12 protein-coding genes are annotated in these 15,523 nt (G+C 32.5%); 9 read left to right on the top strand and 3 right to left on the bottom strand.

What is annotated here, in order from left to right; all coding sequences use genetic code 11:
- Positions 1-230: 230 nt before the first annotated feature.
- Positions 231-1,199, bottom strand: coding sequence for a thioredoxin-disulfide reductase (trxB, locus tag AC13CQ_RS04020; RefSeq protein ID WP_008616214.1), 969 nt, complete (start codon positions 1,197-1,199; stop codon positions 231-233).
- Between the two features lie 594 nt (positions 1,200-1,793).
- Between trxB and AC13CQ_RS04015 the strand changes: the two genes are divergently transcribed.
- Positions 1,794-2,237 carry a hypothetical protein gene (locus AC13CQ_RS04015; protein ID WP_008616212.1) on the top strand — a complete coding sequence of 148 codons (444 nt, stop codon included), beginning with the start codon at positions 1,794-1,796 and terminating at the stop codon, positions 2,235-2,237.
- A gap of 375 nt (positions 2,238-2,612) precedes the next feature.
- Here AC13CQ_RS04015 and AC13CQ_RS04010 read toward each other — a convergent pair whose 3' ends face one another.
- Together AC13CQ_RS04010 and galK are read right to left on the bottom strand one after the other, a co-directional pair.
- Positions 2,613-3,653 carry a UDP-glucose--hexose-1-phosphate uridylyltransferase gene (locus tag AC13CQ_RS04010; protein ID WP_474507354.1) on the bottom strand — a complete coding sequence of 347 codons (1,041 nt, stop codon included), beginning with the start codon at positions 3,651-3,653 and terminating at the stop codon, positions 2,613-2,615.
- Between the two features lie 162 nt (positions 3,654-3,815).
- On the bottom strand, positions 3,816-4,982 hold the full coding sequence (galK, locus tag AC13CQ_RS04005; protein ID WP_335588802.1) for a galactokinase: 1,167 nt from the start codon (positions 4,980-4,982) through the stop codon (positions 3,816-3,818).
- Between the two features lie 83 nt (positions 4,983-5,065).
- Here galK and AC13CQ_RS04000 point away from each other — a divergent pair, with 83 nt between their 5' ends.
- The 8 genes from AC13CQ_RS04000 (at position 5,066) to AC13CQ_RS03965 (ending at position 15,518) form a co-directional block, all read left to right on the top strand.
- The gene (locus AC13CQ_RS04000) at positions 5,066-5,770 is read left to right on the top strand and encodes an NUDIX hydrolase (protein ID WP_474507777.1); all 705 of its coding nucleotides are present in this window, start codon (positions 5,066-5,068) and stop codon (positions 5,768-5,770) included.
- A gap of 66 nt (positions 5,771-5,836) precedes the next feature.
- Positions 5,837-6,484 (top strand): DUF4159 domain-containing protein, encoded by a 648-nt coding sequence (locus tag AC13CQ_RS03995; protein WP_008616206.1) that lies wholly within the window; start codon positions 5,837-5,839, stop codon positions 6,482-6,484.
- A gap of 1 nt (position 6,485) precedes the next feature.
- On the top strand, positions 6,486-6,995 hold the full coding sequence (locus AC13CQ_RS03990; RefSeq protein WP_474507355.1) for a TrmH family RNA methyltransferase: 510 nt from the start codon (positions 6,486-6,488) through the stop codon (positions 6,993-6,995).
- A 129-nt stretch (positions 6,996-7,124) separates the two neighbouring features.
- Positions 7,125-8,225: an AI-2E family transporter gene (locus AC13CQ_RS03985; protein WP_008616204.1), complete on the top strand. Its 1,101-nt coding sequence runs from the start codon at positions 7,125-7,127 to the stop codon at positions 8,223-8,225.
- A gap of 7 nt (positions 8,226-8,232) precedes the next feature.
- Complete coding sequence (locus AC13CQ_RS03980; protein WP_474507776.1) at positions 8,233-9,417, top strand: THUMP-like domain-containing protein; 1,185 nt, start codon at positions 8,233-8,235, stop codon at positions 9,415-9,417.
- A gap of 75 nt (positions 9,418-9,492) precedes the next feature.
- Positions 9,493-10,554 carry a LacI family DNA-binding transcriptional regulator gene (locus AC13CQ_RS03975; protein WP_008616202.1) on the top strand — a complete coding sequence of 354 codons (1,062 nt, stop codon included), beginning with the start codon at positions 9,493-9,495 and terminating at the stop codon, positions 10,552-10,554.
- A gap of 294 nt (positions 10,555-10,848) precedes the next feature.
- Positions 10,849-13,890, top strand: a complete 3,042-nt coding sequence (locus AC13CQ_RS03970; protein WP_474507357.1) for a SusC/RagA family TonB-linked outer membrane protein — start codon at positions 10,849-10,851, stop codon at positions 13,888-13,890.
- Between the two features lie 20 nt (positions 13,891-13,910).
- Complete coding sequence (locus AC13CQ_RS03965; protein WP_482882707.1) at positions 13,911-15,518, top strand: RagB/SusD family nutrient uptake outer membrane protein; 1,608 nt, start codon at positions 13,911-13,913, stop codon at positions 15,516-15,518.
- Positions 15,519-15,523 lie beyond the last annotated feature (5 nt).

Here is a 15,523-nt window from a genome sequence, read left to right as displayed (position 1 = left end):
AATCACCAAAAAATGGACGCAACCTATCCATAATTGGGGACTAATTTTAAATCAATTTTTAACTATATTTGAAAATAGGGTTCAACTCTAAATTTGAGCTAAACCCACTTTAAGCGTTTACACAAAATTTTGGATAGTGTCATTCAAAGGAACAGATTTAACTCATTTCTACCCAGAGCCCTCCGATAGACTCAAAACAGGCTCTGGGGAATTAGACCCTCTATGAGGGATTAAGCTTCTACTTCTTCCTTGCTTTCTACAGCAGCCAAGTAACGTTCTGCATCTAAAGCTGCCATACACCCAGTTCCTGCGGCTGTTATTGCTTGTCTATATTCTTTATCTTGAACATCTCCACTTGCAAATACACCAGGTTTATTGGTTTTAGTAGATTTTCCTTGAGTTATTATGTACCCTGTTTCGTCCATATCTAATTGACCTTTAAAAATATCGGTATTAGGTTTATGTCCAATTGCTATAAATAGTCCAGTTACTTCTATTTGTTCTTTTTCTCCTGTTTGATTATTCACCAAACGTAATCCTTCTACTACTTGCTCTCCTAAAACTTCTTCTATTTCTGTAAAGTATTTTACAACAAGATTGGATGTATTGTTTACTCTATGTTGCATTGCTTTAGAAGCTCTCATTTCTCCTTTTCTAACAAGTAAAGTAACTTTCTTACAGATATTTGCTAAATAAGTAGCTTCCTCAGCAGCGGTATCTCCTCCTCCAACTATAGCTACTTCTTGTCCTTTAAAGAAAAAACCATCACAAACAGCACAAGCAGATACTCCACCTCCTCTTAGGCGTTGCTCGCTTGGTAATCCTAAATATTTTGCAGTTGCTCCAGTAGATATAATTACAGATTCTGCCTCAATAGGGGTTACACTATCTACAACTGCTTTATGGATTCCTCCCACTTCTTTACTTAATTCAATAGAAGTAATCATTCCAATTCTTACTTCCGTTCCAAAACGTTCTGCTTGTTGTTGAAGTTGTACCATCATTGATGGACCATCTATTCCTTCTGGATATCCAGGAAAATTATCAACCTCTGTAGTAGTTGTTAACTGCCCACCTGGCTCTAATCCTGTATAAATTACTGGTTTCATATCTGCTCTAGCTGCATAAATAGCCGCAGTATAACCTGCAGGGCCAGAGCCTATGATTAAACATTTTATTCTTTCTACTTTTTCAGACATGGTAAATCCTTTCTATTTAATTACATAACAAAAGTAGTTTTTTTATAAAAAAGCTTACACTTAAACCATGAAAAGTTATTATCAAACAATAAACAAAGCTGATGATGAATAAAATCATTAATGTCCGAGTAAAAATGCAAGATCACTTTGCTATAAAAAAAACAAAGACTAAATCTTAACTATATCAAAATAAGTAGTTTAAAGAAATAACATTACTAAAATCCTATTTTAATAATTTTATTAATAGTAAGGAATCTATTTTGGAAACCTCATTTAAATCTTGATATAAGTGGAACCCAATAAATTTCGCTAACCTTTATCGGATAACAATAAATTAAAATATACATTTTTTAGTTTAAATTTTACTCTTTCTAAAGCTTTACTCTCCTTTTATAAAAACCTATTTTGAAGCAAAATATGAAGCCAAGAGTACTAAATTTTAAACCATTTTTGTCAAAAAATTGAAGCCTTAAAACCTTAATTATCATGCAGAATAAAATTTAATTAAGGATTTGATAATTTATTTTATTAATTGATTGAATATTCGTAACTTAACATAAGTATTATTATTAACCTTTAAAAAAATTAGCTGTTATGAAAACAATTTTATATCCTCTCGTGTTTCTATTAGCATTGACACTTCTCTCTGGAAGCTCAAAAGAAAAGGTTCAGAAAAATTCCCTACAGGGTGTATGGGAACTTGTTAGTAGATATTCTTACGATAACAATACTGTAATTGATACCGTTCAAAATACCGATGGTTACCGTCAAATTAAGATGTACAATAACGATAAAGTGATGTGGACTCGTTTTGTACCAAAAGATTCTGTAGAATGGTTTGGTTATGGTTCCTATCATATAACAGACAGTTCTTTGGTAGAACGTTTAGAATATGGCTCTGAGTCTATGATGCAAATTATAGATACCATGAGAGTTTTTTCTTTTAAATTGGAAATAGACAAAGAATCTTTTAGTCAGATTACTTTAGACGGCGAAGGAAACTCTATGTTTTCTGAGAATTATAAACGTATCGAGTAAAATACCTCGAAGCAAGCTATAAGTATATTAGATAGAATAATGTAAAAAATACTTCTAATACTAACACCTAGTATATTTAAACTTTTTATTAAACTATTGTTGTCCGATAAAAGTTAACAAAATTTATTGGACTCCACTTATATCAAGGTTTAAGTTTTCAAAATAGCCCCTTGCTATTAATAAAAATGAATAAAAAAAAGATTTCACTAAAGCTGTTTCTTCAAGCTATTCATTTTTAGGTAGTTAATATTTAGTCTTTGTTCTTCTCTCTTATAGCGAAGCGGTCTTGTATTTTTACTCGGACATGAATGTTATTAAATAAAAAATCCTCTTACTAAAATTAGAAAGAGGATTTTTTTATACTGAATATCATAACTATTGTTCGCTATAATGTATTTCTGAAAGTTTACGTAAATTTTCAGCAGCAGATTCTGCAGTAATATCTCGCTGTGGATTAGCAAACATTTCGTAACCTACCATAAATTTTTTTACTTCTGCTGAACGTAATAATGGCGGATAAAAAGACATATGAAAATGCCACTCTTCATGGGCTTTTCCATCGGTTGGGCGCTGATGAATTCCTGAAGAATATGGAAACGAAGTCTCAAAAAGGTTATCAAACATAATAGTTAATTTCTTAATTATGGAAGCAAAAGCAATCTCTTCCGTTTCGTTTAACTGACTAATATCTTGATAATGCTTTCTCGGAACTATCATAGCCTCATAAGGCCAAACCGCCCAATACGGAATAAGAGCTACAAAATGCTCATTTTCAACTAAAATTCGTTCCTTTAATTCTAATTCTTGTTTTAAATAATCTTGCAGAAGACTTCTCTTGTTAGTATCCCAATATTCTTTTTGATGTTGTTGTTTTTTTAAAACTTCTTGTGGAATAGACGATTGCGACCATATTTGTCCATGTGGATGCGGATTGCTACATCCCATAATTGCGCCTTTGTTTTCAAAAATCTGCACATGATTAATTGCTGGGTTACCTCCCAATTCTTTATACTCCTGCTTCCAAAGCTTTACTACATTGGTAATTTCTTCAACCTCCATTAAAGGAAGCGTTAATGCGTGGTTTGGAGAAAAACAAACTACTTTACAAATCCCCATTTCTGTTTCCGCTTTTAAGAGTCCGTTGTCATAAGTTTCGCTCTCAACATCTGGTAATAAAGCTGCAAAATCGTTTGTAAAAGCGTAAGTTCCTTTATAGTCAGGGTTAACATCTCCGCTTGCTCTTTCGTTAGTTGGGCACAAATAACAACTAGCATCGTATGTTTCCTTTTGTAATTCACTCTTTTGATCCTTTTTACCTTGCCAAGGACGTTTTGTTCGATGTGGAGAAACTAAAACCCACTCCCCTGTTAATATATTATACCTTCTATGCGGCTTATTATTAATTGTGTTTTTCAAACGAATAAATTTAAGTTAAACATTTAATTTTATATATAACTAAGTAAAGAATCACTCCCTTTTAAAAACATTCTCTTTATTCATTTCCTTTTATGGAGGCGATTATACATTAACTTAGCTCAGCATTTTGCTATGCTTAATCCCTTAATGAGGGTTTCATGCTTATATTTTTGATACCCCATTGCTAATTTTTACTTCAATTGGGCTTAATTCTATCTTGAATTTTTCTTGGTATGCTTTTGCAATGCTTTCAATATATTCAGCTACAAAATCTTGATGTACAATATTTATAGTACAACCTCCAAAACCGCCGCCCATCATTCTAGACCCCAAAACATACTCAAACTTTTTAGAGAAATCCACCATAAAATCTAATTCTGCACAGCTTACTTCATACATTTCACTTAATCCTTGATGCGACTGATATACTAATTTCCCAAATAAATCAAACAAATCATCTTCCAATGCATTGGCAGCCATTAGAGTACGCTTATTTTCTTGGATTACATACAAAGCTCTGTTATATGTTTTCTCCGGAAGTTTCTCTTTGAATTCATTTAAAACTTCTTCAGAAACATCTACTAAATACTTAGATGAAGGGTATTTTTGTTGAATTATTTCCAAAGCTTCTTCACATTCTTTTCTTCTCGTATTGTATTCGCTACTGGCCAAATTATGAGACACATTGGAGTTTAAAAGCACCAATTGATACGGTTCAATATCAGATTGGATTAACTCATACTTTAAATTTTGACAATTCAATAAAAGTAAATGGTTTACTTCCCCTCTAACTACAGCAAACTGATCCATAATTCCACATTTTGTTCCCACAAAATTATGCTCAGCATCTCTAGAAAGAGTTATTATTTCTTCAGAAGTTAAACCTATTCTGAAGAGTTCATTAAGTCCTTTTGCCATTCCACATTCTAATGCTGCGGAAGAACTCAATCCAGACCCCATAGGTAAATCGCTTTCAATAATACAATCAAACCCTTCTATACTACCCTTTTTTATTTCTTCTATAAAATGAACAACTCCTAAAATATAATTTTGCCATTCTACCTTACTAGGATTTACTTCAGATAAATTAAAACTAAACCCTGTATTGTAATTTTGAGACCAAATAGTACACGTATTTGAGGTATTCTTCCTAAAATACATTTTAATTTTTCTGTCAATTGCAGCAGGTAAAACATGTCCGCCATTGTAATCTATATGCTCACCAATTAAATTAATTCTTCCAGGAGAAGCTATTTTTACTTCGCTTTTAAAATCTTTTAAATTCAAAAAGTTTTCTTGCCTATTAACAGATTGCGTTGTATTTTTCAAATCATATATTTTTCTTTAACAAATATAATAAAAGTGATATGCACTTTTATTATATTTAATTAAAAAATTAAAAAAAATTGTAAATGACTTCATCAACTAGTAATTTTTACGCTGAAGAAAACAAAATATTTGTAGCAACAGACTGCATTGTATTTGGTTTTGATGATGGCGAATTAAAACTTTTAATCTTTAAAAGACGTGTAGCACCACATGAAGGCGATTGGTCTTTAATAGGTAGCTTTGTTAAGCCTAGTGAAGATGTAGATGAAGCTGCTCAAAGGGTTTTAAAAGAAATTACTGGACTTGATAATGTGTTCTTTGAACAATCTAAAACCTATGGAAAAGCAGATAGAGATGAAGGTGCTCGTTGCATTTCTGTAGCGCAATTTGCACTTATTCGGATTGATGAATACGATAGAAAACTCACAGAAAAACACGGCGCTTATTGGTATAAACTTGAAGATCTACCAAAGCTTGTTTTAGATCATGACCAAATGGTAACCGATGCGCTTAGCAAATTAAGAAGTCGCGCCAAACACCAACCTATTGGTTTTGAACTACTTCCAGAAAAGTTTACGATTCCACAGTTACAAAGTTTATACGAAGCTATTTTTCAAAGAAAACTAGATCCAGGAAATTTCAGAAAAAAAGTACTCTCTTTTGAAGTTCTAAAAAAACAAGCTGAAAAAGATAAAAGTGCCTCAAAACGTGGCGCATACTATTATATGTTTGATCATCAAAAATATCAAAACCTATTAGAATCTGGTTATAACTTTGAAATTCTATAAAAGATAACTTTTACAGCATACTTCTTTTAATTACTGTAAATTTGCTACTGAAAAAGTAAGTTTAAAATGAACAAGCAACTTCTATTGTCTATTCTATGTCTTAGCTTTAGTGTTTTTTTAAGTGCTCAAGAAATAGCTTTATTAAAGTACAATGGTGGTGGAGACTGGTATGCAAACCCTACAGCGCTTCCAAATTTAATTGCTTTTTGTAATACTAATATTCACACTACCATAAAAAGTAAACCTGCTACTGTAGAAACTGGAAGTATCGATATTTTTCAATATCCTTTTATACATATGACTGGGCATGGAAATGTTTTTTTTTCGGAAGAAGAAGCTATAAACCTTAGAAAATACCTTCTTTCTGGTGGGTTTTTGCACATTGACGACAATTACGGAATGGCTCCTTATTTAAAAAAAGAATTAGTTAAAGTTTTTCCTGATAAAGAACTAACAGAAATTCCTACCTCCCACCCTATCTTTAACGAAACTTATAAATTCCCAAATGGACTCCCTAAAATACATGAGCACGACGGAAAACAGCCACAAGCATTGGGAATATTTGATAACAACAGACTAATTCTTCTTTTTACCTTTGAAAGTGATCTGGGAGATGGATGGGAAGATGAAGAAGTCCATAACGACCCTCAAGAAATCCGACAAAAAGCATTAAAAATGGGGGCTAACATAATACAATACGCTTTTGAACATTAAAATGACAACACAACTGGAGCATACTAATACTAACTTCTCGGAAAAACAATTTCCAATCACCATTATATGCGACCATATTACCAGCGCTGCAAACATAGGTGCTATTTTTAGGCTAGCAGATGCTTTTGGTGTAGAAAAAGTTATATTTGTAGGAAACGAGCCTGTTTTTACAAGACGTATGCAAAAAACAGCTAGAGCAACTCATAAAACCGTTCCTTTTGAGCATCTTACAGAAGAAAATGATTGTATTGAATTTTTAAAAAAAGAAAAATATACCATTATAGCTTTAGAAATAACAAATAATAGCACTTCTATTAATAACCTAAAAATTTCTAATAAGAATAAAACTGCTATTATTATCGGAAATGAAAATTATGGAGTTTCTAAAAACCTCCTTTCTATTGCTAACCATACTACTCATATTGAGATGTTTGGAAAAAATAGCAGTATGAATTTAGCACAAGCTACAGCCATTTGCTTATATGAAGTAACCAATAATTATCAACTATAAATAATAAGACATTTTCCTTAATTTTATATTGAAATTGCTATTGTTTTAACAACTAGCAACACAACTAAAAACTAACCTTTTCGATATTAAATATCGGATAAAACCCTAAAAGGGAACAACGTAATTAAAATGGATTCTAAAACTATTTCTAACGGGATATTAAGAGCCCTAGCAACCATAATAGGAGTTTCGCTATTGCTCTTTTTTATATACAAAATCAAAGCAATAATAGCCTATATTATTATAGCCTTGGTAATTTCTTTAATTGGAAGGCCAATTGTAAGGTTCTTACGAAAGAAATGTAAATTAAACGACAACGTTGCAGTAATTATTACCATGGTTATCATGATTTTATTTACCGTTGGAGTTATAAGCCTATTTGTACCTTTAATTATAGAGCAAGGAAAAAATCTTTCTTTGCTAAATATTGATAATTTAAGAGCTAGTTTACAAGACGTATATAGAGAGATTTCAGATTATTTCTCTGTTAGTAGATACAAAGTTGAGCAATCTATAGAAGAGTCTATAAAAACTTCAGAGTTTATTTCTAATATAGATTTATCTGCTATTCCAAATATGTTTAAATACATTGTTGGAGGAATAGGATCTCTTAGTGTTGCAATTTTTACGGTTATCTTTATATCATTTTTCTTTTTAAAAGATAGTCGCTTATTTCAAAACGGACTCTTAACTTTCATTCCCCCAGAGAACGAACAAAGCGTAATAAATTCCCTAGAAAAAATAAAAAATTTACTCTCACGATATTTCATAGGATTATTACTTCAAATAGCTATATTATTTGTTATTTATACAGCCGTTTTAATCATCTTAGGAATAGACGATGCTATAGTAATTGCATTCCTTTGTGCGCTTTTAAATTTAGTACCATACATAGGTCCTTTAATTGGAGGGGTATTAATGATATCTTTAACGATGTCTAGTAATTTAGGAGCAGATTTTAGCACCGTTATTTTACCAAAATCCATCTATGTTTTAATCGGATTCATGATAGGTCAACTTATAGATAACTTCTTTAGTCAGCCGCTAATTTTTTCAAATAGTGTAAAATCACATCCTCTAGAAATCTTCTTAGTTATTATTATTGCAGGAATGATTTTTGGTGCTTTCGGAATGGTATTAGCTGTACCCATATATACCGCTTTAAAAGTGGTTTTAAAGGAGTTTTTATCCGAAAATAAGATTGTTGGTAAGCTTACAAAAAACTTATAGTTTTACTTTGAATAAAGAAATATTAAATACTGGTACACAATATTTTATAAATAAAAATATTAATACTGACATTTCGTCACTTTTACTAAAAGGTTTCGATTTAGAGGGAGTTGACACAAAAGAGGTTGTAGAACAAATTGAAGCTAAGAAAAAATCAGAAAAAAAACTTCCTACCTGGTTTAAAACTGACAAGATTTACTATCCTAACAAACTAAATATTGAACAAACCTCCTCAGAAATTACTGCTCACTACAAAGCCAGTTTAGTGAACGGAAAAAAACTAGTAGATCTTACTGGAGGATTTGGAGTCGACTCTTATTATTTTTCCAAACGTTTTAAAAAAGTTCTTCATTTTGAAATCAATGAAAATTTATCAAAAATAGCCACTCATAATTTTAAAGTTTTAGGTCAAAAAAACATCTTCACTTTTGCAGAGGACGGCATCTCTTTTCTTGAAAAAACAAAGGATAATTTTGATTGTATTTTTGTGGATCCTTCAAGAAGAGATAATAAAAAAAATAAAGTATTTTTACTACAAGATTGTACACCTAATATGCAGCTTGTTTTACCAGTACTACTAAAAAAATCTCCTACTGTAATTGTAAAAACCTCTCCTCTACTCGATATTTCTAAAGGAATTGAAGAACTAAAAAAGGTAGTGGAAATTCATGTTGTTGCTGTTAATAATGATGTAAAAGAACTTCTTTGGATTATAAAAGACAAGAAAACTACCACCCCTTTGATTAGAACCATCAATTTTTCAAAACATATAACAGAAGAATTTGATTTTCATTTAAATGAAGAAAGTAATACAAATACTGAGTTTTCGCTCCCAAAAAAGTATTTATACGAGCCCAATTCTGCAATTTTAAAAAGTGGCGGTTTTAATTCAATAGCAACAAAACTAAACCTCTCTAAGCTCCACTCAAATACTCATTTATACACTAATGACGAGCTAATTAACTTTCCAGGACGCTCCTTTATAATTAAAGACATTATTCCATACAACAAAAAAGCACTGAAGAAAATTCTTCCAGAAAACAAGGCCAATATTACCACTAGAAATTTCCCTGAAAGCGTTGCTCAAATTCGTAAAAAGACTAAAATTACAGATGGAGGAAACACCTACCTCTTCTTTTGTACTAATATTAATAACGAAAAAATTATTATTCTTTCTGAGAAAACAACATAATTGACTTCAAAATAAACAGCGTTAACGTACCTTATTCAATATTTTTGCTATTTTAGCAGATAAAATAGAAAGAATTTGACAATTAAAGAAATAGCTAAGCTAGCAAATGTTTCTCTAGGAACCGTAGATAGAGTACTGCATAAACGAGGAAAAGTATCTAAAGAGACTGAAAAAAAAGTGCTTGATATTATCGAAAAAGGTAATTATAAGCCAAATATATATGCTCGTGGTTTGGTTTTAAACCGATCTTATAAAATAGCCGCACTTGTACCAAACTATAATAATGGAGAATATTGGGAGATGCCCTCTAAAGGCATTAAAATGGCGGAGAAAAATTTAAGTCAGTTTGGAATAAACCTAAGCATTCTATACTTCGATCAAAACTCAGTTTCCTCATTTACAGAAAAGGCAGAAGAACTTTTAAAACTCAAACCAGATGGGGTTATCCTAGCTCCAGTTATAAATTTTGAAGCAGTAAAGCTTACTAAAAAACTAGACGAAGCTAAAATCCCTTTTAGCCTTATTGATTCTAACATCCCTAACAGTAACGCTTTGAGTTTTATTGGTCAGGATGCATTTCAAAGCGGGAAATTAGCTGCCAAACTATTATGTTCAGAAATTAATTCAAAAGGAACAATATCAATCATTTCCATTAAGAATAATGAAAACCATAATAAAACTTTACAACAACGAATTGAAGGTTTTAAAGATTATATCTACAACAGCAATTTTATAGCAAATATTACTTTAATAGAACACAACATTCATTTAGGAACTGCAAATTGGGAAGAAAACCTCACCCAAGCTTGTGCCCCAACCAATAATACTGTTGGAATATTTGTTCCCAGCTCCATGATACACCATGTTGCTAAATGTATTGAAAGTAATTTTGATACCATGAGCACTATAAAATTAGTAGGAAACGATTTAATTGCTAATAATGTAAAGTACTTAAAAAAGGGTATTATAAATTATCTAATTGGACAAAGACCTGAAAATCAAGGATATTTAGCTCTGGAGAGTTTCTATAAATATTTAGTGTTAGAGAAACAAGTTCCTCAAAAAAAATACCTCCCATTAGATATTATCACGCAAGAGAATTTAATGTATTACAATGATGATGTAGTTTCTAGTTAATTATGGCTCGTTTATCTTTTATATACATTATATGATAATCTCAACTTTTTACCCTTATTTTTAATTAAGTAATAAAATATCTGTCAGTTTATTATATATTAAAAAATGTTGTACGTACCTTATTTTAACATTCAAATTTATTTTTTTTCAAAAAAAACATTAACTTGGTCGATGTTTTCATATTAAAACCTGTATAAATTTCATTTAATCATTAATTTAAATCACATAGAATGAATCCTATTTAAAAAAATGTGCACGTACACATAAAAACTAACTCTAATAAAACTTAAAATTATGAAACACTTAAAACACCATGCATTGCATAATTCTAGTCCCTTTTTTAGGTATAAGAATCTATCTTTGCTATTTTTTATTATTAGTATAGGAATCGCCACACCCCTATCCGCATCTCCGCTTCAAGAGATTGATGTAACAGGAACCGTTATGGATGCTGAGGGCTTCCCGCTTCCTGGTGCTACTATTATTGAAAAAGGAACTCAAAACGGAACTCAAACAGATTTTGATGGTAATTTTCAATTATCTGTTTCCAATAAAAATGCTACGCTAGTTGTATCGTTTGTTGGTTTTTCTACTAAAGAAGTTCCCCTTTCAAACCAAAAAAATCTAACAATTACTTTAGAAACAGATGCAGCAGCTTTAGATGAAGTAGTTGTAATAGGTTACGGAACTCAAAAGAAAACAGATGTAACAGGCGCTATCTCTTCAATTTCTGGAGAAGATATAAATTCTACCAAAGAAGGAAATGCTTTTAACGCCATGGCTGGTAAGGTTGCTGGTTTAGATGTTGGCGTAACAAATGCTTCGCCAGGATCATCGCCAAGCTTATTGATTAGAGGAAGAAGTTCCCTTAATTTTTCTAATGAGCCTCTAATTGTTGTAGATGGAATTCCTATGGAAGGAAGTTTAAACGACATAAACTCTGCTGATATTGCTTCTATGGAAGTATTAAAAGACGCTTCTTCTACTGCTATTTATGGAGCAAGAGGAGCAAATGGGGTTATCTTAATTACAACAAAAAGAGGGAAAACTGGAAAAGCCAAATTTACTTATGATACTTATTACGGTTTTGCAGAAGTACCAGAAAATTACAAACTTCTTGATTCCGATGGTTATGTAAGTCTAAGACGTGAAGCAAGAAGAGCTGGACAAGAAGAAGAGCAAGGACTTATTCCGGGCACATTACCTTTACCCTCTATTGAAAGCTCTCTAGAACCGCTTCAATTAGCTGCATATCAAGATGGGGTTAATACAGATTTCCTTGATTTAGGAACTCGTGCAGGACAACAGGTTAATCACCAATTAGGCGTTTCTGGGGGTTCAGAAAAAATAAGATACAACCTTTCTTTGAGTTATTTTGATCAAAACGGGGTTTATAATTTAGCAGATTATGAGCGTTACACTTTTAGAGCCAATCTCGATATTAATGCTACCGATAAATTAAAAATAGGTTTATCTCAACAGGCAAATTTTTCAAAAACAAACAATTACAATCCTTTAGCAGATTTAATGAGCCAGCCTCCTCTTGTTACTCCTTTTGATGAAGATGGGGTTGCCACACTGGATCCATTAGCTGACGGACTTAATTGGAATCCTTTGAGTAATGAAACTCCTGGAAATTATATTGATGAAACTATAAATTACCGCTACTTTGCAAATATTTTTGCTAGTTATCAAATTCTAGATGGATTAAAATATACCTTAAATGTTCAACCTCAGTTTGAATCGCTTACCGATAATGATTTCCGCGCTTCTCTTTCAGATAGCCGTACAGGCGGACTTTCACAAGCTTCAAAAGCAACAAGGGTAAATACAGCTTATACTATTGAGAATATCTTAAATTATTCAAAAATGATTGGCGACAATCATTCTATTGACGCTACCTTCCTCTACAGTTTTCAAGAAACTAAAAGAGATTATTTATACTTACAGGTTTCTGGACTTGCAAACGACAGTCAGACATTTAACAATTTAAGTGATGGCTCTCAAGTAGACAATCGTGATAGTTCTTTACAGACCGAAGGTTGGGTTTCTTACATGAGTCGTATTAATTATGGTTTTAAAAACAAGTATCTCCTTACACTTACTGGTCGTTATGATGGTTCTTCAAAATTGTCTAAAGGAAAAAAATGGGGCTTCTTCCCTTCTGCTTCTTTTGCATGGAGAATTATTCAAGAGGATTTCCTAAAAAACCAAACTGTTCTAAGCGATCTTAAACTTAGAACTGGTTACGGGCAGGTAGGTCGTAATCCAATTGCTCCCTACGCTACCTTTGGAAGCATTAAAAGATTAGAAAACTCTTTTGGTGGAAATCCTGCTTTTGGTTTTCAACCAGAAGACATTGCAAATCCAGATCTTAAATGGGAAACCACTACCACTTTTGACATCGGTTTAGATTATGCTTTTGCTAAAAATAGAATTGCGGGGAGTATTGATTATTACACAGGAAAAACAACCGATTTATTATTAAATAGAGTTTTACCTTCTACTTCTGGATATTCTTCTATTCTTCAAAATGTTGGAGAAACTAAAAACTCTGGGATTGAATTAACATTAAGTACTGTTAATATTGAAACTGATAAGTTTAGATGGACAACCGATTTTAATTTTTCAGCTAATAAAAGTGAAATCGTAAAACTTTTGGATAGCCAATCGGATGATGTTGGAAATGGATGGTTTATTGGGCAGCCATTAAGTGTTTATTACGACCGAGTTTTTAACGGAATCTGGCAGCTTGATGAAAATGATGTTGCAAACAGCTACGGAAGAAGACCGGGAGATATAAAACTTGCCGATTTAAATAACGATGGAATGCTTAATGATGATGACCGAAAAATATTAGGGCAATTAGACCCAAAATGGATTGGTGGTTTTACCAGTAAAATGGAGTATTCAGGTTTTGATTTTTTAGTAACACTTTATACACGCCAAGGAAACTTAACTCGCTCACGAGCATTAGAAAATGTAACAATTTTTGGTAGAAATAACGATTTAGACCTTAATTATTGGACTCCAGAAAACCCAAGTAACGAATATCCACGTCCTAATATTAACAGAGAAAGACCATTGGATAATGGTGTGTTAAGTTATGTAGATGCTTCATTTGTAAGAATCCGAAACATTACATTTGGTTATACACTTAACAAAGAAGTAAGCGAGATTTTAGGTTTGGAAAGATTGCGTTTGTACGCTTCTGCACAAAACCCATTCCTATTTACAAAATCTGATCTGAAAGGTTTTGATCCTGAACTTGGTAGTGGTGATAATTTTATAGCATCGCCAAGAACCATTTTATTTGGTTTAAACGTTGCTTTTTAAAGAAATTAAATAAAATAGTCATGAAAAAAAATATACTATACATATTCGCATTAATCTCACTCATTTCTTGTAGTGATATTTTAGATGAAGAACTTACAGGCGACCTAACGGGCGATGGAGTTTTTATAGATGAAGAAGGAATCAACTTCGCCTTAAACGGAGCATATGCATCCCTTGGGCTCTTTATAGGAAACAGCCCAGATGGCAGAGACGGCACTAATAGAGAAACCGGATGGACGCTTATTGCCTTTGGAACAGACACCTATACAAACGCATCAGACGGTGGCTTTAAATATTTTAATACCTATGATTCCGACCTTAATGCTAGCTCCCAAATTGTAAGTGAGTCTTGGAATGAATTCTATAAAGGAATTAATGCTGCCAATACAGTTATTAGCAGAGCGCCAGAGGCAATCCCTAATAACCAGCAGAAACTCACAGAAGTTCTTGCTGAAGCTCGCTTTTTAAGAGCCTACTATTATTATTGGTTGGCTCGTATATGGGGACCTGTCCATTATACTGATGAAGAAACCACAACAGCCGAAACAGAAGCTCATAGAATGGCTTTAGATGAATTGTATCCAAAAATAATTGAAGATTTGGAGTACGCAGAAGCAAATCTACCAGGAGTTCAAGACGATTTTGGAAGGGCTACTTCTTGGGCAGCAAAAGCCACTTTAGCCGATTTGTATCTTACACGAAAAAATTACGATCTTGCAGCTAGTTATGCTGAAGATATTATAGATAAAGGACCATTTTCTTTGGTAAGTACGTATGCAGAACTATGGAATCTTGAAAATGAAGAAAATAGTGAAGTAATTTGGTCTACACAATTTGCAGACGAATTAGAGTACGATAACGGCGGAAACCCTGCACATCTTTTCTTTCTAATGGAGTACGACAAATTACCAGGAATGCAAAGAGATGTTGTTAACGGAAGACCATGGAAAAGGTTTAGACCTACAAATTATTTATTAAATTTATACGATATGGAAGATCAAAGGTACGATGGCACATTTACAACGGTATTTTATGCAAATAATCCAGATTCTGCTCCTTCAGGAGTAGCTGTTGGAGATACTGCTGTATACCTACCTCGTGTACCTTTATCTCAAGCTGAAAAAGATACTAAACCTTATGGAGCAAGTATTTATAATCAAGATGAATATACCGAGAAAATATATCCTTCTAGCAAAAAATGGGTACAACCAAACAGAGTCTCTACAAATGAAGAATCTGGAAGTAGAGATTTTATAGCGTATCGTCTAGCGGAGATCTATTTAATTGCTGCTGAAGCATATGCTTTAAAAGCAACTCCCAATCAAACTAAAGCTCTTTACTATCTAGACGAAGTACGCAAAAGAGCTTATGGAGTAGATAACGTATCCGATTTGCCAGTTATTTCTGCAGTAGACCTTAATGTTATTCTTGAAGAAAGAGCAAAAGAGTTGGCTCAAGAAGGAAAAAGATGGTTTGATTTAGTGCGTACCGGAAAACTAGTAGAACGCGTAAAAATGCACAACCCACAGGCCGCTTCTTTTATTCAAGAGTATCATAGTTTACGACCTATACCTTTAACACAAATAGATAGAACCTCTAACGAATTTCCACAAAACCCCGGATATTAATATTC

This window comes from Galbibacter sp. L-19 (assembly GCF_056857615.1).
This window is presented reverse-complemented; position numbering and strand designations above follow the sequence as displayed.